The sequence below is a fragment of the Natronococcus occultus SP4 genome (assembly GCF_000328685.1).
GTDB lineage: Archaea > Halobacteriota > Halobacteria > Halobacteriales > Natrialbaceae > Natronococcus > Natronococcus occultus.
This window is the reverse complement of sequence record NC_019974.1, coordinates 2,188,885-2,207,254: the sequence shown is the minus strand read 5'-3', so window position 1 is coordinate 2,207,254 and position 18,370 is coordinate 2,188,885. Positions and strand designations below refer to the sequence as shown.

The window sequence follows — 18,370 nt, the reverse complement described above, 5'->3', positions numbered from 1 at the left end:
TTCACCATAGAATGCCACGTATGCGATAGCATAACAACCCACGAAGGTGAACACCTAGATCTACCACGGGAATCAGAAGTCGTATGCCCTATCTGCGGTGCCATCTACGCCCTCGAAATCAACTTCCGCGGGGTAGACACACGATACAAATCTTCTGACGGTGATCAGCAATGAATCACGACACCACAATCACACTCATCTTCATAGTCGGATTAATCACCGCCGGACTCGCCTTCGCTGGTGGTAGTGACGACGATATCACGTTCAGCGATGCCGTCGTCGTAGACTACCACACGCCCGACAAAGTTGACGATATCAACAAAATCCACGTCCACCAAGAATCAGGCACCCCATCTCAGGTAACTTGCAACTTTGACTCACCACCAGAAGAAGAAACCAAGTGGAGTACACTCGAGGAATCACCCACGGAGGACGGTGTGTACACCGCCACGATCACCGACGGTGACTGCAAGTCAATTACCGTTGCAAGTACGTCGAAACCAGACAAGGTAGTCATCGAGGCAGATGATGGGGGACTGTACGAAGCAGAACGCCCAGAAACCAACAACGACGACGACGACGAAACTGATTCTGAAACTGACGACAGCGACGAAGATGATTCTAAGAATGGGGACGATATCGACGAAACTGATTTTAAGAATGGAGACAACGACGACGGTGAAGAAGGAGACAATGAACAACTCAAACCCGCATCCGCAGAATTAAAACCAGATGTACAAACCAGAGAATCACCGCTCGGTGAACATCGGGTCTATGGCTGCGGAGTCTACACCGATGATGTCACGTGGGGCGACGACACTGAACTACTGATAGATGGCGCGCTCGCACCCAACGCCATCGTGCTCGTCGAAGGAGAACACTACCGCGAAGGTGATACTGCCAGTACAACAGTGACACCCGGCAGTGAAATCCACGTCTACGGAGACATAACGAAAGAAACGATCTACGAAGGCACGGTCGTGATGGACGGCTATGATGAGTATGTGTACGAGAACACCAGAGGGTACGAGTACACAGACCATCCAGACGAACTCGACTGCTCGCTCGAAGGCGGTGATCAGCGGTGAACAGCATCACCACCAGAGCAGTCGAAATACTCGAAAACGTCGACAACGACACCACCATCTTCGAACTCACATCGATACAGATAATCGCACTGCTCTACGTGACATTCCTGGGTCAACTCATCCACGCCGCAGAATCAAAAGGTGATCAACAATGAAAACGAACGATATCACCACCACGGAAGACACCCACGAAGTCACGTGCCAGTTCTGCGGCCGCACCATCACCGCCGAAACGATCAGAGACACGGTAGACGCGTACCGGTCGCACGTCTACACCCACCACACCTAACTTTTCACAGAGTGATATCCCCCGCACACTCCGCTGGGTCAGTACGCGCACGCATAACCCTCGTTGACAATCGCAGCCACACACAACCCGCCAGCACACGCTCAGCAGCATTCGATCACTAAACGTAATGAATCAGTCACAGTCTGCGTTCAAGTCGTCTATAATGCTCGTGAGTGGACGCTGATGGTTGTCGTTTGATCCAAACGTTTGTTCCAGTGTCTTTGTTACCGTAATCGTTTCCTGAGTATCCTGGGGTAAACCTACATTCGAAGCTGTGAGATGAAAAATACGTTAGTATAACACGTGTATTAATGGTATGTGTATCTATAATGCGAAATAGCTTCCACCCCAGGAACCCCAGGAGTAATCCGCCGTCTTGCGATTATTTTTTACGCGGACAATGCGGACACGGGCGTTATATTCGTTGAAAATATTGGGGGAGTGGTATGTTTATATCCACGATAAATGTCGTTTCGTGTATTTCGTGTATTTCGTGTGTAGTCGAGTGGGTATGTACTTACCACTAACACAGAATCGAAAAGAGCCGAAGAAAAACGGCTCCTACCCGTCTAAACATACGTTATCAGCGGTAAAATATCTTTCGTACAAACCTATTTTGGGTTATTTCGTGTATTTCGACTAAAATATTTAAACATATAACAATTATAATATAGCACGATGGAAGGCTCCTACCCAGAGCACGACACAGTTGACGTCGTCAATCCAGACGACAACAGTATAGATTCACGCGAAGATATCGAAGCTATCCTTGAAGCAGTCAGCAATGAAGTTGAACTAATCGACGAGTTCCTTTACACTGAGAAGAATATGAACACGACGTGGTTCCCATCAGCTCTCGTGGCGCAGTTAATCGCGCCGTGGATGCATTGGGAATGGGCTAACGTCAGTGCTGCATTGTCTATGATAGACGCGCAGAAGTACGGTGACACGTTAACTGAAAGTGAAGAACGACGAGTGCATTTGGCGTACAGGAAAGCTGAAGACGGCAATTATGGTGATTTGATTACGGAGTGTGAAAGCGTCGAAGCGATTAACGCGACTGTTAATGATGCCGCTGAAAGACTGGATCGTAACGCGTCTGATTACATTGTACACGATGATGACCCAGGTGAGAAGTTCACTGAGCGTCGTGGTATGACGTTATCGATGAGGGTTCGTAAGGATATCTTGGAGCAGTGGAAGCCTAACAAGTACGCGCGTTCAGAAGAGGTTGACGGCCCTACGCTTGACAAGGGTGACGCGGTTCAGATGATGGTTGGCGTGCTGGAGGATCATTGGGATTACGTGATGCCAGCTGGCGATGTGAAGGATTGGAGACCACGATTGCACGTGTTTAACGAAGCGCGTGGGATTTACGAGCCACGTGGTGAGGAACAAGTACGTGGCTTGATGGAGCATTTAATGCAGTCTGAGTCAACGACTGCAATGGTTGACGAGGTTGTGAAGAAGCTGAAACGTCGGAACTTGGTTCGTGTGCGCCAATTGGAGCAGCGTGAACCTGGCCCATTCCGTATTGCAGTTGGGAATGGTGTTCTAGATCTTCGTACTGGTGAGTTAGATGATTACACAGCGGATGAGTACCACCGGGCGAGCATCGATGTTAATTATCATCCGACAGCTGAATGCGGTGAGATTGACGAGTTTATGCACGATGTTATGGAGGATGATGATGTGCCAACGATGTACCGTGCGATCGCTCATACTCTTCTTAAAGAGTACGTGAGTGCGAAAGCACTACTTCTGGTTGGTGAAGGTAAGAACGGGAAGTCGAGGTTGTTGGAATTGGTTGAAATGTTCATTGGTGAGCATAACGTCAGTGGACGTAGTTTGCAGGATCTGACTAGTGACCAGTACGCTGCCAGCGACCTTCAAGGAGCACTCGCGAATATAAATGGTGATATGAGTGAGCAGCAGGTTCGTAATACGAGTACGTTCAAGAAGCTCACTGGTGGTGACAGGATTACGGGTGATATCAAGTGGGAGAAACCTGTTAAATTCGAGAATCACGCGACTTTGATCTTCGCATCGAATGGTGTGCCTGAGATGCCTGATAACGATATGGCACTGTGGCGCAGGTGGATTTACATTAACTTCCCTTATAAGTTCGGGCCTGATGGTGACAAAGAGGCTGTTCCGCGGCGGAAATTGATGAGGCGTATTGCATCTGACGATCAGTTTGAGGGCTTGTTGGCGCGTTGTGTCGAGGAGATTGGTGAGTGGTGGGAATCCGGACGGGACTTCTTCCCTAACGTGGATACGCCAACTGAGGTGCGTGAAAGGATGCTGAAGGCGTCTGACCCAGTATACGCGTTCGCTTCTGACTGTCTGGATAGCGTGAACCCTGAGGATGTTGATGAGCTTTCAGATGCTATGGAGCGTACTGAGCGCGTTCGGAAGGCTTACAGTCTGTACGCGTCTGAAGAGAATTTGCCTAATATTAGTGCTGAGCGGTTCGGTAGTAAGATTAAGTCGTTATCTGATTACGCGGTTGAACGCCGGCGTACGACGGCTTTGAGTGATGGCCCGAATCGTGAACCTGCTTATACTGGAATCAGGTTGAATCAGCGTGGTCACGAGCTGGTGGAGTACGATGAAATGAATGAGGGTGATGTGAGGAATGCGAGTTTAAAGGATGAGTACGAGATCCCGGAGCGTATTGGTACTGCGCATCGTGATCAAGTGAAGCAGTACATTGAGGAGAATCCTGAGGCGACTGTTGAAGACGTTCGCGAAGACTTGTTCATCAGCAAAGCGGCAATTGATGAGTTGGAAGTGGTTGTTGATCGTTGGGGCGACGGTTGAAGGGGGTGTTCGGTTTTATTTTTATAGTTTCACCCTGACCTGCTCGAGTAGCCTACCCTGTGTGGGTTTTGTACCGGTGAAGGTGGTGTCTCCTTCGACCTTAGGGGATTTGGATCTGCTTGATCACGAACGATCCTTAGAATTAATACATAATAGAGAGATCAGAGACGTATGCCCAGTGAAAAGGTTGGATTTGTAGACTTCCCCGAAGAGGACTCAACTATTTGGAAATATATGGATCTCCCTCAATTTGTATCCCTGGTAGAGGACGAGTTCTTGTATTTCTCTCGTATTGATAGGTTTGATGATCCGTTTGAAGGTTCACTCACTCAGGAAAATCTAAAATATAGAAATCTTCGAAAGGGATCAGATACCGCCGAAGAGCCAATTGGACAATACAGAAAGAGCCTAAACCAGGAATTGACTAAATACACATATGCTGATTGTTGGCATCTGAATGACGGCGAATCAATGGCTATGTGGGATTTGTACACCACACGTGGCTATGGAATTGCCATTACTACAACAATCAAACAATATGTCGAAATGATCTCAGAGTGTCAATCTAAAGTCTACGTGGGGGCAGTAGATTACATTGATTACCAAGAAGATCATATTCCAAGGTACAATACTTTGGCACCCGTTTTCCATAAACGAAGAAGTTTCGAACATGAAAACGAATTCCGTGGGGTAGTACAGGATCTGCCGTATTTTTTGAAGGCTGCAGAGTGCCACGGAAACGCTGAGATGTTAGAATCTGACATTGAGAACTTCGACACAGAGTTTCCTCCAGGGGTTTCGATCGATGTTAACGTTGATCAACTTATTAATCAAATCTACATCGCTCCTGACACGCCTTCGTGGCAAGCATCAGTAGTTGAAACTATTACTGAATCGTTTAGTAATCTCCAACACGATATCACTCATTCGTCCCTTGAGGAAAATCCAGTTTACTAATTTGGTTGTGTCTGATCAGAACCAGGTTCAATATCAGATATTTTCCTAAACCCTGAAAGGGTTATTTGTGCGTTTCACGTGTTTTCGACCGCGTCGATGAGTCGATCGAGTTTCAATGATATCTCGTCAACTTCGCGATCTAACTTTTCGATGTCTTCTCTCAAGTCGTCTATGTCGTCTTCACTCTCAACGATGCGTTCTTTGACTTCACCGTACGTCTTCTGCATCGTTCCGGTCTGCTTCTCAACCCATTCCACACGATCTTCTAATGTCTGCGGCCGGTTCTGCGATGGGTCTGCTAACTCGTCGTGGCCTTCCTGTGTGATCCAGCTTTCTTTTGGGTTGAGTGGGTAGCGTGGGTCTTCGACTTCTTCACGCCGGATCAACCCGTCACCTTCGAGTTTCGACAGACGGTAGTTGATATCACCATTCGATTCAGCCCAGTGGACTGCTTCTGCGAGTGTTGATGCTCGTGCTGGTTCGTACTCTGCGACAAGCGACAGTACCTCAACGTCTCTTTCTGGCAGTTCAACCATAGTTGTATTTATGGTTTTCTTCTTGATAAGTCTGTATAGCGAACTGGTCAGTGTGTCTTGCTTGCTAACCTGGTTGTGAATTTCTGTTGTGATTCACAAGTGAATGGCGTGGCGTCAACTATAGACCCTTGGTCAGGCCGGTAAAGGAGGGTTCTCGAGATCCCTCGAGAGGAGTGTGGTTCAAAATTTCTTTTCAGAGGACGTCCGTCCTCGATGCTCCTTCAGCAATGTGGGGGTTCTGAATTCTAAGAAGAGGGTTTCTCGAGATCTCGAGCGACCTGCGAAGGAGTAGAGACACACCGGATACAGAATGAAAACCAATCTGCGGAGAGACACCGAATTCCGAATGAAAAATACAGAGCGGGGACACACCGCATTCCGAATGTAAACTAGGACAAAGGGACACCTGTGTCGCCGCTGTAAATCACTCTTCGAGTGTCGTGAAGAGCTGGATGGGCTGGTGATAGGTGCAGGTGGTGGTAGCCCATCCGTTTGCGACACTGTGCCGCAGGTTTAGATGGAGTGTGGTAGCTGTTAACACTATCGGAAGAGTAGCGTTTAGCCTTCGTTTCGTTCTCAGGACAGGGGGACACACCCCCGTCGCCGCTCTAAATCACTCGAATTCCAAGTCTTCGGTGAGTGAGGCGTGTATTTCTTCACCAGTACTGTCTGTGATTGCGACTGTTGCTGGGTCTGTCCTGATGATGACCTGTGCTTCTTTGCCGTCCTCGTCGCTGATGTGGATGAGGCAGTGATCGTCTGGGTTGTCGCGTGTGATGTCTCGTATGTTTAGCTTGGGTGTTGTCACGCACTACGCGTGCCAGTGGTGGCTGATAAGTGTTTGCTCGAACGGGCTGCGATCCCACGTGAGGGGTAGTTGGAAATAGATAGTAGCATGGTACCTTTATTCCGAATCTCGCGTGAAACCTATGTTACGTACAGGTGAGAAATGTAACACAGCCATTGGAAACATATACAATTCGTACCTAATACTGAGATTGTGTTCATATCAGAGTTTTACAACCCATGGAGAGAGTATTGTATTCTAGCCTACTATTTTTTAGTTGTTTCTGAGACATGTGAATCGATACTTTCGAATAAATCAATATGGTCATTAATAGTTTCGTCAGTTATAGTACGTTCTATAGTATATTGGGGTTTCCATAGCTCATTTTCGTGTATAGGTGAGCTTTTTCGTTTACCGAGTGAGGGATTGTCTGGGGCAAATCGAAACCCTGGAAAAAGAGGATCTCCACAATTCTGCATCTGTAATTTTAGTGCATTAATGATCGTTTTTTGCATTTCAACTGCATTACCTGCTATAGTAAAATACGCCTCATGTGCTCGTTCACCAATTGGAATTTCAGTTGGTTCGAGTTTCTTATCTATCGTTATAAGAAAATCATCTATTCCCTCTGGTAGTTGTTCACGCTCCATTTTTGCTGGTCGAGGTCGGTTTTCTAGTTGTAGCCGAAACCCGTGTGTGATATTATCACGAGGCTGTTTTAATACGTCCCACGTATCTCTTGCCAGTTTGTAAAATTCAAAATATTTCTCAGATTCATAGTCTATTGCGCGCCGATAATAATTTCGATCATCGGCGTGTATATTCATGTTTGAAACACTTGGGAAATTGAGTGTCTTTTTTACTTCTTCTTTGGAGAACGAGTCACCAATCGATTCATAATATTCGTGTACTTCACGGTTGCTATATTTGTAGTATCTCTTCGCTCTCTCCTCAGGTGGGTCTGTCGGTGATTTACTCACTGCGGCAAGTCCTTCTAATATACTAATAGTCTCATTAAACATCTGTGTGCTTAACGCGAGGAGCTGATTACGTACTTCTACCCCGTTTGATGATGGATCATCGTATGGTTTTTCGGACTTTTTATACATTTGATCTGCTACGCGAAATTTGGTCATCCGAAAGTCAAGAGAACGTTCAACCAGTTCCAGAATTGCATAGGCTTCAATACGCTCATCATTCCAGTAGTCTGGAAGCTCTTCTACGTTTTCTACATCAATCTCCATCTTATTAACCATACTACAGGATACTATACTATGCCTAAATAAATTACTCGCGTTCAGAACATCACATGAACCTGAGAGAAAGCTAGGCAGTCAGTTCGCATCTGTAGGTAACGAATCGGCCAACTCAGATTCGCAACTTGAGCTGAATACCGAAATCGTACTACCAACTACTGTTAGGTTTAAGTACGAAAGCGAGGCCAACCCCCGGTATGCTTCCAACTGAACACGCGCAGGATGACCTGCTCGTCGTAATCGCGCTCGCACGATACTCGTACGAGTTTGAGGAAACGGAACCGGGGAACGCGTCTCGGGCTTGGCAGCTCGCCGTCGAACTTTCTCGCTGGCACAGGCTTGACCCCGGAGATGCTGTCCAGCAACTCGAGGACAAATAGACCGATCTACTCGTGAGGGATGAGATCGAAAAATGACGGAAACCCACCCCGAGCGGGTTATCCCCGTCAATGGGTTGTACGGGGTACGAGTAGCAGCCGAGTTCTCGTCCAGTTTTCTCGCTGAGTGAATCCTCAAAACGATCCACAATGATGCACACGGTTTTGTTCCGGTTAGCACTGTTCCGATTAGCACAATACTTAAGTTCGAAGAGTGATAGTACGTACTATGAAACGAATCCCAGATGAGAAATTCATTGAAGCATTTGAGAAACGATCCTCAGAGGACAGTGCTATTGTGATGGGCACTGAGGAAATTGCCGAGTACGTCGGTTGCACTCGACAAGCCGCTCACCGTCGGCTAGAAGAACTAGATGAGAACGGCAAAATCCGAAAATGGGAGATCAGTGAGCGGAGTGTAGCGTGGCAGTACCCAGCAAGTAGACTGCTTCGACGAGTAGAATAGACTACTTATGCTGATAGAATCTTTTCTGGTAGTTGCAGGTGGATTAATCCTATACGGTTGTAAGAAGATAGTGATTGATCCAATTCAGGAATTTAGATCGGTTCGAAAGAACATCTCGAAAGACCTCGTGAAATACGGGAATGTGATCTCCAACCCTGGTTCAGCTGATCAAGGCCGTATCGATGATGCGGAGAGTGATCTTCGTGATGATGCATCCGATTTGAAATCTGCTGTGGATGATATCCCGAAGTATGATTCCTTTGCTGATATCGGAATAGTTCCTTCAAGAGAGGATGCTAAAACGGCTAAAAGGAACTTGATAGGTCTCTCCAACTCTGTTGAGGAGGGTGATCCAATGACGAATCACGAGATGAGGGAAGACGTTGAATCTTCTCTTGGATTGGATGATTGAGTTAGTGTATTGGCTTCGTTTTTCGAAGGGTTAATTCGATGTGAGGGGTGTCCTGGTTCCCCCCGAACACAGGCGCGAATTCATCGTCACGCGTCGATCACCACTCATATTTTTGCTTGTAGAAACTGGAAGTACTGTACCACTTGTGAACTTCGGGGACAGGTTCAGTCTAAGTCAATCCCGTCCAAGTACATATCCTTCCGCTTGATGATGTTTCGGATAGTCGATCTGGCGACACCAGTATGCCTGCTGGCAGCTCGAATACTTTCGCCATCTTCCTCAACCAAATCGATAACAGCACGAGCCGTATCGTAGTCTTCGTCTGGAACTAGATATCCCTCATTGTCGGTCTCGAACCCATAAGGAGGACGCCCGGTGTGCTTGCCTGCTTCTTTCGCTGCTTGCAGTCCCGCTTTTGTGCGTTCCTTCGTCAGCTTGTGTTCGAGTTCGGCTGCGATACCGAGGATTTGCATTACGAGCCGGTCGTCGAACAATCCGTCTTGTTCTTCTCCTTCGTTGATCTGGAGTCCACTGTCGAGTACGTGAACGGCTGCATTGTTGTCGTCGCACAAACGTCCGATGGTTCGGTTGAGGTCTCGCATATTGCGGGCGAAGCGGCTAACCTCTCGTACAACGACTCGGGAGACTTCTCCGTTCTCGGCGTCTTGCATCAGTTCATCGTATCCATCTCGTTTGAGGTTGGCACCTGTGGCTTTGTCTTCGTAGACTTCGATGTCACTAGGTTCGACGTTGAGATCCTCGATGCAGTAGTCCCAGCAGTTTTGTTTTTGGATTTCGAGTTCTTGTTTCTGTGTGGAAACGCGTACGTAGATTGCGGTTGTTCCTGTTGTCATTGTGACCACCCCCGGAGGGGATTTAAAGAGCAACTGTTTTCGCCAGTCTGACGAGAACCGTATGGTTCTGACCCATCACAGATGTTACTTGTTTCTGGTCGGATTTATGTGCTCATCATCAGGGGGTGATTAAGCAGCCATCGTGCTTACTTTCAGAATGATCCGTTGAAATGTAGAAGAGTCGTCAGTTGGTCTTGTGCTTGACGGGGTATAGTCTTGGTGAAAATCACTGTTATAGAGGATTTCTTTTGTCGAATAATTAGCTGTACAGCACTTCTCAAGCCACTATCCCGTTGCCTTAATATTTCCCGCATTAGCTTAATGCTGCGAACGGGGTTGTGTGCCTTTGCTTTGTTTGCCTCGGTAAGCAAACCGCTTGTATAAGCATAAGTTTGAAGTACCCTCCACACTATATTGGTTCCGTAAGACAAATGAGACAGGCGAAACTCAACGTCGGTCTGCTTAACGAGCTAAAGTCACTCAAGACCTCAGAGCAAGTCGAGGATTTTCTCGAGCAACACGATCTCGAATGGAAACACCTCGGAGGACGGGATACCAACGAAAACTCCGTGCATATGGTAAAAGACCCCGCCAACGCGCTAAATGAGCGGGTCACCAATGCCATCGACGCCTGTCTCGAACGAGCCGTCCACGAAAACAAAGTGGACTCTGCTTCGTCCCCTCGGGAAGCAGTCACAGAGGTATTCGGCCTCTCGAAGGCTGGTTACAATGATATGTCCCCGCATTGGGTAAAGGACACTGCAGATTCCAATATCAACGTCGCAATTGAGGAAAACAGTAAGCCAAACAGGCCGGTTATCGAGATTTCAGACCAAGGGATTGGTCAACAACCACAAGACTTCGAGGACACTTTCCTCAGCCTAGACCGAAACACCAAACTGACGAAGCCCTACTTGATCGGGAAATATGGACAGGGTGGATCATCGACTTTCGCGTTCTGCGAATACGCCATTATCATCTCACGGCATTGTGACGGAGGAGATGTTGGCTGGTCAATTGTTCGGTACAATGAGCGAACCAGTGGCGACGAGGAGTACAGTTTAGGTGTTTATGAGTACTGCGTCCTTCCCAACGGAGATATCCCCTCCATTCCCGAATCTGAAGTCGACGACTTGAGCGGTTCAATCGTTCGTCTTATCGAGTACGACGCAACCAATTTTAAGAACAGTCTGTCCGCTGGCGCTGGCAATCTCTACACAGTGCTTCACCGAACGATGTTCGGTTCGATCTTCCCATTTATGCTTGAAGATCGTCGAGTCGAGCGTTTCAAGGGCTATAATGACAAGCCGAAACGCCGAACTGTCGTGGGGAGTCGATACCGACTCGATAAACCTTCTAAATACGTTGATAAATCTCGAGATTTCCGTCGAGTTGATCTCGGTGAATATGGTGCGCTTCGCATCAAATATTGGGTGCTGAATGATCGAAGTGCAGTCGAGCAGTTCGCTGATCCGACTGAACCCATTGTGTTCACATTAGATGGTCAGCGGCATCATACGGAGACTAAACGATACTTCAAGGACGGTACTGGGTTCAACTTCCTCAAAGATAGGATCATTGTCGAAGTAAACTGCGAAGATCTATCACACTCCGGAAAACGTGCGTTCACATCAGACAGGGAGAGTATGGCCGACAGTGATCAGGGGCGCGTGATCCGTCGGAAGGTAATCGAGGCGTTAGCAGAAGACGACCAACTCGATGCCCTGAACGAAAACTACAAGCATAAAGCCATCCGCGAGACTTCCTCGGAGCAGGAGGAACGAGCGAAAGATTTGCTCGCGGATCTGCTACAAAATCCAAAGGAAGGTGACGAGGAAGAAGCACCAGCAGAAGGAGGTGACGAGGAAGAAGAGGAACCAGTCTATGAGGGTGGAGATGGTGAAGAGGATGAAGGCCCCGAGGAGCTGCACGATTATCCCACCTACGTCAAAATCATCAATAAACAGACTCCGATCCCAGCCAAGCAAGGTCGTACAGTTCGAGTAAAGATCGAAGTTGATGCGGACTGGAAGTTCGAAGAACTCGAACGAGGTGAAATCACTCTCGATTTGAGTGATGTCGATGGTCTCACCTATAACCGAGAAACAACGTTAGAGGACGGGCGGAAATACATCTACGCGAAGGTAGACGAAAACGCAGAGATTGGTGAGTCTGGAGTGATTACTGCTGTCGTCGAATGGGAAGACGGACGGTTCGAGGACGAACGAGATCTCGAGATCGTTGAACCACCAAAAACCACGTCAACCGGCGGAGCTGGTGAACTCCAATCCCCGGAAATCACACAGGTAACAGAGAATAACAATTCTCTCGGATGGGACGAAACAGACGTTGTTGAGTTCCATCCCGATGAAGGAGATACAGGACGAGTATACGTCTCTATGTTCAACGAAAACATTGAGCCGGTTCTTGAAGATATCCCCACTGAGGACACCGCCAGACAACGCAAAAGCGAGTACACCGGTTATATGGCGTACTATGAGGTGATGCGAGAGACCGAAGCTCAAGAAGTGGATGCCGATATCGACGAAACATACGTGAAACAAGAACAGAACCGCGTCGCCAAAGTACTAATGAGGCAAATAGTGGACGGGATGACCCCTGAGGTAATGTAATGAGAGTATTCTCGGATATCGACCCGGATACGTATGATCGCATCGAAGAGGTAGTCAGAGACGGAAAATACCGAGATGTCGATCAGTTCATCCGAGTCGCCGTACAGAACCAGCTCAATATTGAGAGAGCAGATGAGGAGCAAACATCTCCTTCACCAGATGTACAAACCAACAAAAAATCTGACGGAGGATACGCGTGGGGATACTCTATCCCGGATAATCCGCCAGTTAGCTCACCTCACGAAATGAATAGGGAGAACGAACTACTGTTTCAGCAATACTACCGGTTCTTTCCCCTGTTCCCTGTCTTGGTCGAACTCGCTGAGGTAACTGCCGAGACGGGTGAGCCTGCTGTTCTCGACGAATTCCGCGATCATATCGTTGAAAAGATCGAACCGCTTAGAGACGCTATTGTTGACTGGGAAGAAACTAACAACGTAAAGAAGAAGAACCGGAAATCAACCGGTCTTCCCAAGAAGGACGTTAAGAATCCAGAGTACAGTGAGAAACGCTACCTCGATCATTTTGTAGGGAAGATCCGCAAGCGGGACTTGGCTCCGAAGTCGTTCCCTCACTCGCTTGGATTCATCGCGTACGAACCGATCGACGAGGAGAAGTGTCTAATGCAACTCACGCCGGCGGGGAAGGAGCTGCTTCAGTATGAAAATCCTCTACTAGGAAACGGCCCAGATTCACCCTCACTTAGCCGAGAAGAACGTGAGTTCCTTGTCACTCATATCGAATCAGAACTTCCCGCAGAGTACCGTTTGATGGAATTCGTCTACTCCACTCTGCCAGATGATGGAAACAAGACATATACAAACTGGTTGGATGAGTTCGGAGAGTATCTTAAAGAAGAGGGTGAACTCGATGAAGATGCGTCTGAGGAACGTGTTCGTTCACACATCGCGGGGGTGTTGAGCCGGATGGTAGAACTGGGAATTCTTGACCGCGGCTCGAAGAGAGGTGTGTACATACCTACCATTCCACCTGGCGAGTTCCTTAATGGGCCGACAAAACCCACCGCTTGACTTTTCTTCCGGATAATCCCACATAGTTGGCCACTGCAAACTCATTGCTTATCATTTAAGTAGCGAGAGCTGCATCGATTCCATATCTAAGATGAACTCTAACGATGGGGCTTCGATGGACGCGATATACAAAATCCTGGATGGTAAAGAGCCAAGGGATGTAACTGACCTGATGTCGGTCGATCCAGAATACATCACCGTAGCTGGTGTAGAGGGAGACCTTGTTCGCGAAGATACCGCCTATCCCGAACCCAACAGGCCCGTCCAGGGGGCGTCCTACTGTGGTGATAGTCGAGAACTTCTTGATGAACTCCCAGATGAAAGTGTTGATCTCGTCGTCACGTCCCCTCCGTTCGGGTTGCGAAACAAGAAGCAGTACGGGAACGAGGATCCTGAAGACTATAACGAATGGTTCCTCGAGTTCGCTAAAGAAGTCTATCGTGTTCTTGACGATGAGGGGAGCTTTGTCGTCGATATTGGTGGTGGATGGGAGAAAGGGAAGCCAGTTCGATCGCTCTATCATTTCAAACTTCTACTCGAACTTGCTGACGAAGATGGAAAGATGGCCACTAAGTGGGACAGCAAATTCAACCTCGCACAGGATCTCTACTGGTATAACCCAGCCAAACTCCCAACTCCTGCACAGTGGGTTACCATTGAACGTATCCGACTTAAAGACGCGGTAGACCACGTTTGGTGGTTCACGAAAGGCGAAGGCCGAGAGAAGCCAGACAATCGAAACGTGTTGAAGCCCTACTCTGATTCGCAAAAGAGTCTAATGGAAAACGGGTATAAATCTCGACTACGCCCGAGTGAACACGATATCAGCGATAAGTTCGACGATCCGGAAAAGAAAGATGGCGCCATTAGGCCAAATTTCTGGGATGTGTTGAAAGAAGCCGGGATGTCAGAAGATATGTATTATAATCTAGAGAACGTAGAGGTTCCACGAGAACTGATGAAAGTTGCTATTGAAAATGACCTCGTTGAGGAGCTGGCTGAAGTCGCCGTCAATCCCTACTTAGAGGACGAGGTGCGGGAAATACCCAACACTCGATCGAATACAAAGTATTTGAAGGCTTGTAAACTACACGACCGGGAGGATGATATCCATCCTGCTCGCTTCCCGAGAGAATTCCCAGAGTTCTTCATCGACTTCGTAACTGAACCTGGTGATGTTGTGCTTGATATTTTCTCCGGGAGTAACACTACAGGACAGGTAGCTCAGCAGATGGGACGGAAATGGCTTGCTTTTGAATTCAATTCTGACTACGTCGATACGTCTCGCTACCGGTTTATGTCGTGGGATACCATTGAGCAAAACGCTGTAGCGAATGATGATGAACAACAACAACTGGATGAGGCATCTGTAGAACCGCAAGAGGAGGCAGCTGGGACGAGTACAAACTAACGAGAAGGTCTTCCAACGGTTTGAACCGTGCAGCCTTCCGTGCCGGCATTCAAGTAACATCTCGTACTATTAGTGATTGTGAGGTGACAAGGCACGCACTGGAAAAAGACCACATCACGATTGACTCATCGGTTCACAGTGCAGTGCAGTTGCAGTTTGCGGCCCCACTTCCCTTACAGCGATTCTAGTTCCTCATCAGCGTCGTCCAACGTGTGGTAGTCGCCAGCGATCATATCCTCTATTGACACTACCCATTCAGATTCTGATTCTGTTTCGTCTGTCATACGTAGTGTTGGTGTTATTCCTCCGGCAGATACTCTTGCGCTTGCTCTGGCGTGTCATACAGATATGGTGCAACATTAACCAGCACACCGTGCTCTTCCAACCGCTGCACACGTTCGCGTACGTGTTGATCGTGCCTGTCGATGATATCTGCGATTAGTGATACTGTTGCACGGCCGTTCGATCGTATTTCGGTGATTATTTTTTCGTCAGTTCGGGTAAGGTGTATTTCTGTCTCTATCACTGTATTTTATTGTACGTACGCACGAGACTTAAGCCCTTCTCAACTAAACATTACATAGTTAACCTTGGCAGTCAATGGGTTTTTATTCTACCCTGGTCTAACCAATTGTGGTGCCAGAAAACACCAACGATGAAAAATCTGAACGACAAGCGAGAATAGCTAAACAAATAATGCAAGGAGACGAGTCGGGTCTAACGAACCTGTTGACGATAGCAGTCGGAGATCGGCCAGGGTTCCATCAACCCCATTACCGACCATACCTCATCGTGTACGATTCCGGGGAAGAGTACGTGGTATGGTGTACTAATTACGAACACGATAATTTCACGTTCGTTGATAAATCGGGGGAGATCAGTGTTGATAATCTCGTATTCGAATTAATCCCGTACGTGAAGTTTGAGATGGCTGAAAATGATAGAGACCCCAGGGATGTGATCGATGTGATGGTTGCAGAGGGTGATTTTGAGCAGGTTGCGGATGATGTTGTGGATGGGTTGTTGGATGAAGTTGGTGTGAATTAACACACCCTCACTCAAACAACCTTGTTTAGCGAGGGGTTTAAGTAAAACCCTATCTTACTAATTATTGATGTCAGCAAACAATAACGACATCGACCTTGCCGCCCTAACTGAAGACCTAGAAGTCGCTGAAGTGACGATCGCGAACAACACCGTAACCATCGAAGTGCGAGAAAACGTACGAGAATACGACAGCTGGAACAACGAAGAACACGAAATCACACACACCCACACCTGGACGTGCGACGTAACCCGTGACGGCGACATCACAACGCCCGCAGCATCTCCCATTGAAGTACGGGAACTCGTTGAGGAACTCGAAGTCTCCTTCGACGAAGAAGAAGAAGATGGTGGGGAAGAGAACGCACGAGTAATCGAAGTCTCCGAAAATGAAGCACGTGAAGCAGTCGCAAACGATGAAACGTACGAAGTAGACGGCATCACAGTCTACGCCAGCCAACTCCTCGATGATGATGGAGAACTGCGTGACAGTGTGAAGATGTGCGACGGCCGTATTGTGCAGATCAGCGAAGTACCATCTGTGGACGCTGAATCAGGATCTGCTGAAACTGTTGTGATGACTGACGGAGGAGAAGAACCCGAGTTTGAGAGCGTTACTGCAGACGACTACCCCGAAGAACCACCAGAAACGGTAGAACTGACAGTCGAAAAAGACGGGTACACAGTAGACATCGAACACCACGGAAACAGGATCAGAGTAACGTCTACTGGAAAACACGAGTTCGCTAACAGGGTAAAACTCAAAGACGACGACGAGTACGGGAAGATACTCGAAACGTGCGACACAGTCCCCATAGACGGTGAACGTCAAGTAGCGTGCATCAAAATCCCAGATGACGTTTACAGACGCGTACAGTCTATTTCCGACGAGTACGACGAATGGAAAGAGTCAGCAGCTGAATGGGTAGAAAACCAACCACTGTGTATGCGCGTCGAAAAACACGAGTACACTACCGGATGGCGTACCAAATACCACCACGAAAACCCCGTGTTGAAGGCGAACAAAATGGACGTGTACCTGACGCATAGCGAAGAACGACTCATCGATTCATTGATTGATGAGTACGGAGCTGCAGATGGATATCCCGACGTAAGCGATGAAGACGGGTTCTCTGAAGGTGATGTGTTCACTGCTGAGGAACTGGAAGAGCGAGTCGCGGAACGAGTCGAGGAGAAGGAAGCTGAGGATCGGGAGGCAGAGCGTTGGAGCGAAGTGTGCGAGCAGTACCCTGGTGTACGCTCTGTTGGTGGTGCAACGGCAGACGAAGTGTTGGAAGCGTTCGAGCAGGCTGAGCAGACGGGTGAACGGCTGGAGATCGTGACAGAAACTACGATGTGTGATGGTAGTGCAGCTGAGTGCGACATTGATCACGTGACGTACTACGCTACCCCGGAGGGAGACGTTGAACGGAATAGAACGCACTGTCACTGAGAACCGTTTGTCAAAACAGTTAGCGTGTGTTGGCCACCCCATAGCGGGGTGCAGGGTTCGACTCCCTTTGGCACGCCCTTCGACGACACAGGAAGCCAAAACGAGGTGATTGACGAGAGAAACGACACAAAACCAACAAGACAAGATTGAACGAAATATGAAACGAGAAATCGACGAACTACGAAACGAACTACACACAACAATAGGAAATCCAGTGGACACTGCACTGCCAGTATTCCTGGGTGAATTAGACGCAGATATCACGGTTGGGATAGACACGCCGGAAGGCACTGACGATGTTGACTTTGAAGTTTACACACGTGAAGGTAAGGTGATAATGGCAGTACGACTGCCAGAAAGGTACGACGACTTTGGATTTGTCACTAGCGTGGACTGGGGTACTGATCGCGTCAAAGAAGTCGTTGAACGCCCTGACAGTACAATCATCGAAGGTCACACTGAACTCCGCGAAACGTTCGACGTCGAATTAGATGCTGAGCCTGTTGAAACGCCTTCGTGGATCCTACCAGCAGCACGCCGCCTCGAAGACGAGGGTGATCAGCAATGAAGTGCGCTAACTGCGGTTGGGGTTACGGAGATTACAGACAACCGTTCTACTGCCCTGGCTGTGGCGAAGAATGGAACGAGAAGACTGTGGAGGATGTTGACTGGCCGATCAGAGTCCATTACGCTCCACGGCCCGACATCCGACGACTGGTATCTGAGACAACCGGGGTTGAGGAAGGGAGACTCAGAGAGGATTTCTCTGACGAGTATGAGCTATTCATCGAGCTTCTGGTTCACCGTGACGGTTCGGTTGAACTGACCGGTGATCAGGAATGAAAGCACTAAACGAACCCATCCGAGGCGCCCGGAAACACCAATTCCTGAGATGCAAGTCGTGTAGCAGCCCAGTCTGGTGGACTGCACGCGCCCGCACACCCCAGGGATAC

General features: G+C 48.2%; 20 protein-coding genes. 15 read left to right on the top strand and 5 right to left on the bottom strand.

The window, feature by feature from the left end; all coding sequences use genetic code 11:
• The first annotated feature begins 170 nt into the window (after positions 1 to 170).
• The 5 genes from NATOC_RS10905 (at position 171) to NATOC_RS21890 (ending at position 5,157) form a co-directional block, all read left to right on the top strand.
• Positions 171 to 1,088 (top strand): hypothetical protein, encoded by a 918-nt coding sequence (locus NATOC_RS10905; RefSeq protein ID WP_015321502.1) that lies wholly within the window; start codon positions 171 to 173, stop codon positions 1,086 to 1,088.
• The gene (locus tag NATOC_RS21900; protein WP_015321501.1) at positions 1,085 to 1,243 is read left to right on the top strand and encodes a hypothetical protein; all 159 of its coding nucleotides are present in this window, start codon (positions 1,085 to 1,087) and stop codon (positions 1,241 to 1,243) included. Before NATOC_RS10905 ends, NATOC_RS21900 begins: the two co-directional genes overlap by 4 nt.
• Positions 1,240 to 1,377, top strand: coding sequence for a hypothetical protein (locus tag NATOC_RS21895; RefSeq protein ID WP_015321500.1), 138 nt, complete (start codon positions 1,240 to 1,242; stop codon positions 1,375 to 1,377). Before NATOC_RS21900 ends, NATOC_RS21895 begins: the two co-directional genes overlap by 4 nt.
• 678 nt (positions 1,378 to 2,055) lie before the next feature.
• Entirely contained in the window at positions 2,056 to 4,200 is a 2,145-nt protein-coding gene (locus NATOC_RS10900) for a DNA primase family protein (protein ID WP_015321499.1), read from the top strand.
• Between the two features lie 171 nt (positions 4,201 to 4,371).
• On the top strand, positions 4,372 to 5,157 hold the full coding sequence (locus tag NATOC_RS21890) for a DUF2971 domain-containing protein (protein WP_015321498.1): 786 nt from the start codon (positions 4,372 to 4,374) through the stop codon (positions 5,155 to 5,157).
• A gap of 74 nt (positions 5,158 to 5,231) precedes the next feature.
• Here the strand turns inward: NATOC_RS21890 and NATOC_RS21885 are convergent, their stop codons facing one another.
• The 3 genes from NATOC_RS21885 to NATOC_RS21875 all read right to left on the bottom strand — a co-directional run bounded on the left by NATOC_RS21885 (position 5,232) and on the right by NATOC_RS21875 (position 7,736).
• Positions 5,232 to 5,693 (bottom strand): coiled-coil domain-containing protein, encoded by a 462-nt coding sequence (locus NATOC_RS21885; protein ID WP_015321497.1) that lies wholly within the window; start codon positions 5,691 to 5,693, stop codon positions 5,232 to 5,234.
• Between the two features lie 613 nt (positions 5,694 to 6,306).
• A complete protein-coding gene (locus NATOC_RS21880; RefSeq protein WP_157224620.1) occupies positions 6,307 to 6,501 on the bottom strand; it encodes a hypothetical protein in 195 nt (64 codons plus the stop codon).
• 245 nt (positions 6,502 to 6,746) lie between these two features.
• On the bottom strand, positions 6,747 to 7,736 hold the full coding sequence (locus tag NATOC_RS21875; RefSeq protein WP_015321496.1) for a hypothetical protein: 990 nt from the start codon (positions 7,734 to 7,736) through the stop codon (positions 6,747 to 6,749).
• A 197-nt stretch (positions 7,737 to 7,933) separates the two neighbouring features.
• Between NATOC_RS21875 and NATOC_RS10890 the strand changes: the two genes are divergently transcribed.
• The 3 genes from NATOC_RS10890 (at position 7,934) to NATOC_RS21865 (ending at position 8,991) form a co-directional block, all read left to right on the top strand.
• Entirely contained in the window at positions 7,934 to 8,116 is a 183-nt protein-coding gene (locus tag NATOC_RS10890) for a hypothetical protein (protein WP_049888743.1), read from the top strand.
• Positions 8,117 to 8,342: 226 nt separating this feature from the next.
• Positions 8,343 to 8,579 (top strand): hypothetical protein, encoded by a 237-nt coding sequence (locus tag NATOC_RS21870; RefSeq protein ID WP_157224619.1) that lies wholly within the window; start codon positions 8,343 to 8,345, stop codon positions 8,577 to 8,579.
• A 7-nt stretch (positions 8,580 to 8,586) separates the two neighbouring features.
• Positions 8,587 to 8,991 carry a hypothetical protein gene (locus NATOC_RS21865; protein ID WP_157224618.1) on the top strand — a complete coding sequence of 135 codons (405 nt, stop codon included), beginning with the start codon at positions 8,587 to 8,589 and terminating at the stop codon, positions 8,989 to 8,991.
• Positions 8,992 to 9,155: 164 nt separating this feature from the next.
• Here NATOC_RS21865 and NATOC_RS21120 read toward each other — a convergent pair whose 3' ends face one another.
• A complete protein-coding gene (locus NATOC_RS21120) occupies positions 9,156 to 9,845 on the bottom strand; it encodes a recombinase family protein (RefSeq protein WP_015321495.1) in 690 nt (229 codons plus the stop codon).
• Positions 9,846 to 10,276: 431 nt separating this feature from the next.
• Here NATOC_RS21120 and NATOC_RS10880 point away from each other — a divergent pair, with 431 nt between their 5' ends.
• The 3 genes from NATOC_RS10880 to NATOC_RS10870 all read left to right on the top strand — a co-directional run bounded on the left by NATOC_RS10880 (position 10,277) and on the right by NATOC_RS10870 (position 14,920).
• Entirely contained in the window at positions 10,277 to 12,478 is a 2,202-nt protein-coding gene (locus NATOC_RS10880; RefSeq protein WP_015321494.1) for an ATP-binding protein, read from the top strand.
• The gene (locus NATOC_RS10875) at positions 12,478 to 13,509 is read left to right on the top strand and encodes a hypothetical protein (RefSeq protein WP_015321493.1); all 1,032 of its coding nucleotides are present in this window, start codon (positions 12,478 to 12,480) and stop codon (positions 13,507 to 13,509) included. The genes NATOC_RS10880 and NATOC_RS10875 overlap by 1 nt, the downstream gene beginning before the upstream one ends.
• A 115-nt stretch (positions 13,510 to 13,624) precedes the next feature.
• On the top strand, positions 13,625 to 14,920 hold the full coding sequence (locus NATOC_RS10870; RefSeq protein ID WP_015321492.1) for a DNA-methyltransferase: 1,296 nt from the start codon (positions 13,625 to 13,627) through the stop codon (positions 14,918 to 14,920).
• Positions 14,921 to 15,218: 298 nt separating this feature from the next.
• Here the strand turns inward: NATOC_RS10870 and NATOC_RS23295 are convergent, their stop codons facing one another.
• Positions 15,219 to 15,446 (bottom strand): winged helix-turn-helix transcriptional regulator, encoded by a 228-nt coding sequence (locus NATOC_RS23295; RefSeq protein WP_083866580.1) that lies wholly within the window; start codon positions 15,444 to 15,446, stop codon positions 15,219 to 15,221.
• Positions 15,447 to 15,556: 110 nt separating this feature from the next.
• Between NATOC_RS23295 and NATOC_RS10865 the strand changes: the two genes are divergently transcribed.
• The 4 genes from NATOC_RS10865 to NATOC_RS21850 all read left to right on the top strand — a co-directional run bounded on the left by NATOC_RS10865 (position 15,557) and on the right by NATOC_RS21850 (position 18,260).
• Entirely contained in the window at positions 15,557 to 15,967 is a 411-nt protein-coding gene (locus tag NATOC_RS10865) for a hypothetical protein (RefSeq protein WP_157224617.1), read from the top strand.
• 67 nt (positions 15,968 to 16,034) lie between these two features.
• The gene (locus tag NATOC_RS21860) at positions 16,035 to 17,417 is read left to right on the top strand and encodes a hypothetical protein (RefSeq protein WP_015321490.1); all 1,383 of its coding nucleotides are present in this window, start codon (positions 16,035 to 16,037) and stop codon (positions 17,415 to 17,417) included.
• A gap of 157 nt (positions 17,418 to 17,574) precedes the next feature.
• Complete coding sequence (locus tag NATOC_RS21855) at positions 17,575 to 17,985, top strand: hypothetical protein (protein WP_157224616.1); 411 nt, start codon at positions 17,575 to 17,577, stop codon at positions 17,983 to 17,985.
• Positions 17,982 to 18,260: a hypothetical protein gene (locus NATOC_RS21850; protein WP_157224615.1), complete on the top strand. Its 279-nt coding sequence runs from the start codon at positions 17,982 to 17,984 to the stop codon at positions 18,258 to 18,260. Before NATOC_RS21855 ends, NATOC_RS21850 begins: the two co-directional genes overlap by 4 nt.
• Positions 18,261 to 18,370: the final 110 nt, after the last annotated feature.

What these genes read in the sequence shown, in the direction of transcription:
- NATOC_RS10905 (WP_015321502.1), top strand. Translation starts at nt 171, where the DNA reads ATGAATCACGACACCACAATCACACTCATCTTCATAGTCGGATTAATC.
- NATOC_RS21895 (WP_015321500.1), top strand. Translation starts at nt 1,240, where the DNA reads ATGAAAACGAACGATATCACCACCACGGAAGACACCCACGAAGTCACG.
- NATOC_RS10900 (WP_015321499.1), top strand. Translation starts at nt 2,056, where the DNA reads ATGGAAGGCTCCTACCCAGAGCACGACACAGTTGACGTCGTCAATCCA.
- NATOC_RS21890 (WP_015321498.1), top strand. Translation starts at nt 4,372, where the DNA reads ATGCCCAGTGAAAAGGTTGGATTTGTAGACTTCCCCGAAGAGGACTCA.
- NATOC_RS21885 (WP_015321497.1), bottom strand. Translation starts at nt 5,693, where the DNA reads ATGGTTGAACTGCCAGAAAGAGACGTTGAGGTACTGTCGCTTGTCGCA.
- NATOC_RS21875 (WP_015321496.1), bottom strand. Translation starts at nt 7,736, where the DNA reads ATGGTTAATAAGATGGAGATTGATGTAGAAAACGTAGAAGAGCTTCCA.
- NATOC_RS10890 (WP_049888743.1), top strand. Translation starts at nt 7,934, where the DNA reads ATGCTTCCAACTGAACACGCGCAGGATGACCTGCTCGTCGTAATCGCG.
- NATOC_RS21870 (WP_157224619.1), top strand. Translation starts at nt 8,343, where the DNA reads ATGAAACGAATCCCAGATGAGAAATTCATTGAAGCATTTGAGAAACGA.
- NATOC_RS21865 (WP_157224618.1), top strand. Translation starts at nt 8,587, where the DNA reads ATGCTGATAGAATCTTTTCTGGTAGTTGCAGGTGGATTAATCCTATAC.
- NATOC_RS21120 (WP_015321495.1), bottom strand. Translation starts at nt 9,845, where the DNA reads ATGACAACAGGAACAACCGCAATCTACGTACGCGTTTCCACACAGAAA.
- NATOC_RS10880 (WP_015321494.1), top strand. Translation starts at nt 10,277, where the DNA reads ATGAGACAGGCGAAACTCAACGTCGGTCTGCTTAACGAGCTAAAGTCA.
- NATOC_RS10875 (WP_015321493.1), top strand. Translation starts at nt 12,478, where the DNA reads ATGAGAGTATTCTCGGATATCGACCCGGATACGTATGATCGCATCGAA.
- NATOC_RS10870 (WP_015321492.1), top strand. Translation starts at nt 13,625, where the DNA reads ATGGACGCGATATACAAAATCCTGGATGGTAAAGAGCCAAGGGATGTA.
- NATOC_RS21860 (WP_015321490.1), top strand. Translation starts at nt 16,035, where the DNA reads ATGTCAGCAAACAATAACGACATCGACCTTGCCGCCCTAACTGAAGAC.
- NATOC_RS21855 (WP_157224616.1), top strand. Translation starts at nt 17,575, where the DNA reads ATGAAACGAGAAATCGACGAACTACGAAACGAACTACACACAACAATA.
- NATOC_RS21850 (WP_157224615.1), top strand. Translation starts at nt 17,982, where the DNA reads ATGAAGTGCGCTAACTGCGGTTGGGGTTACGGAGATTACAGACAACCG.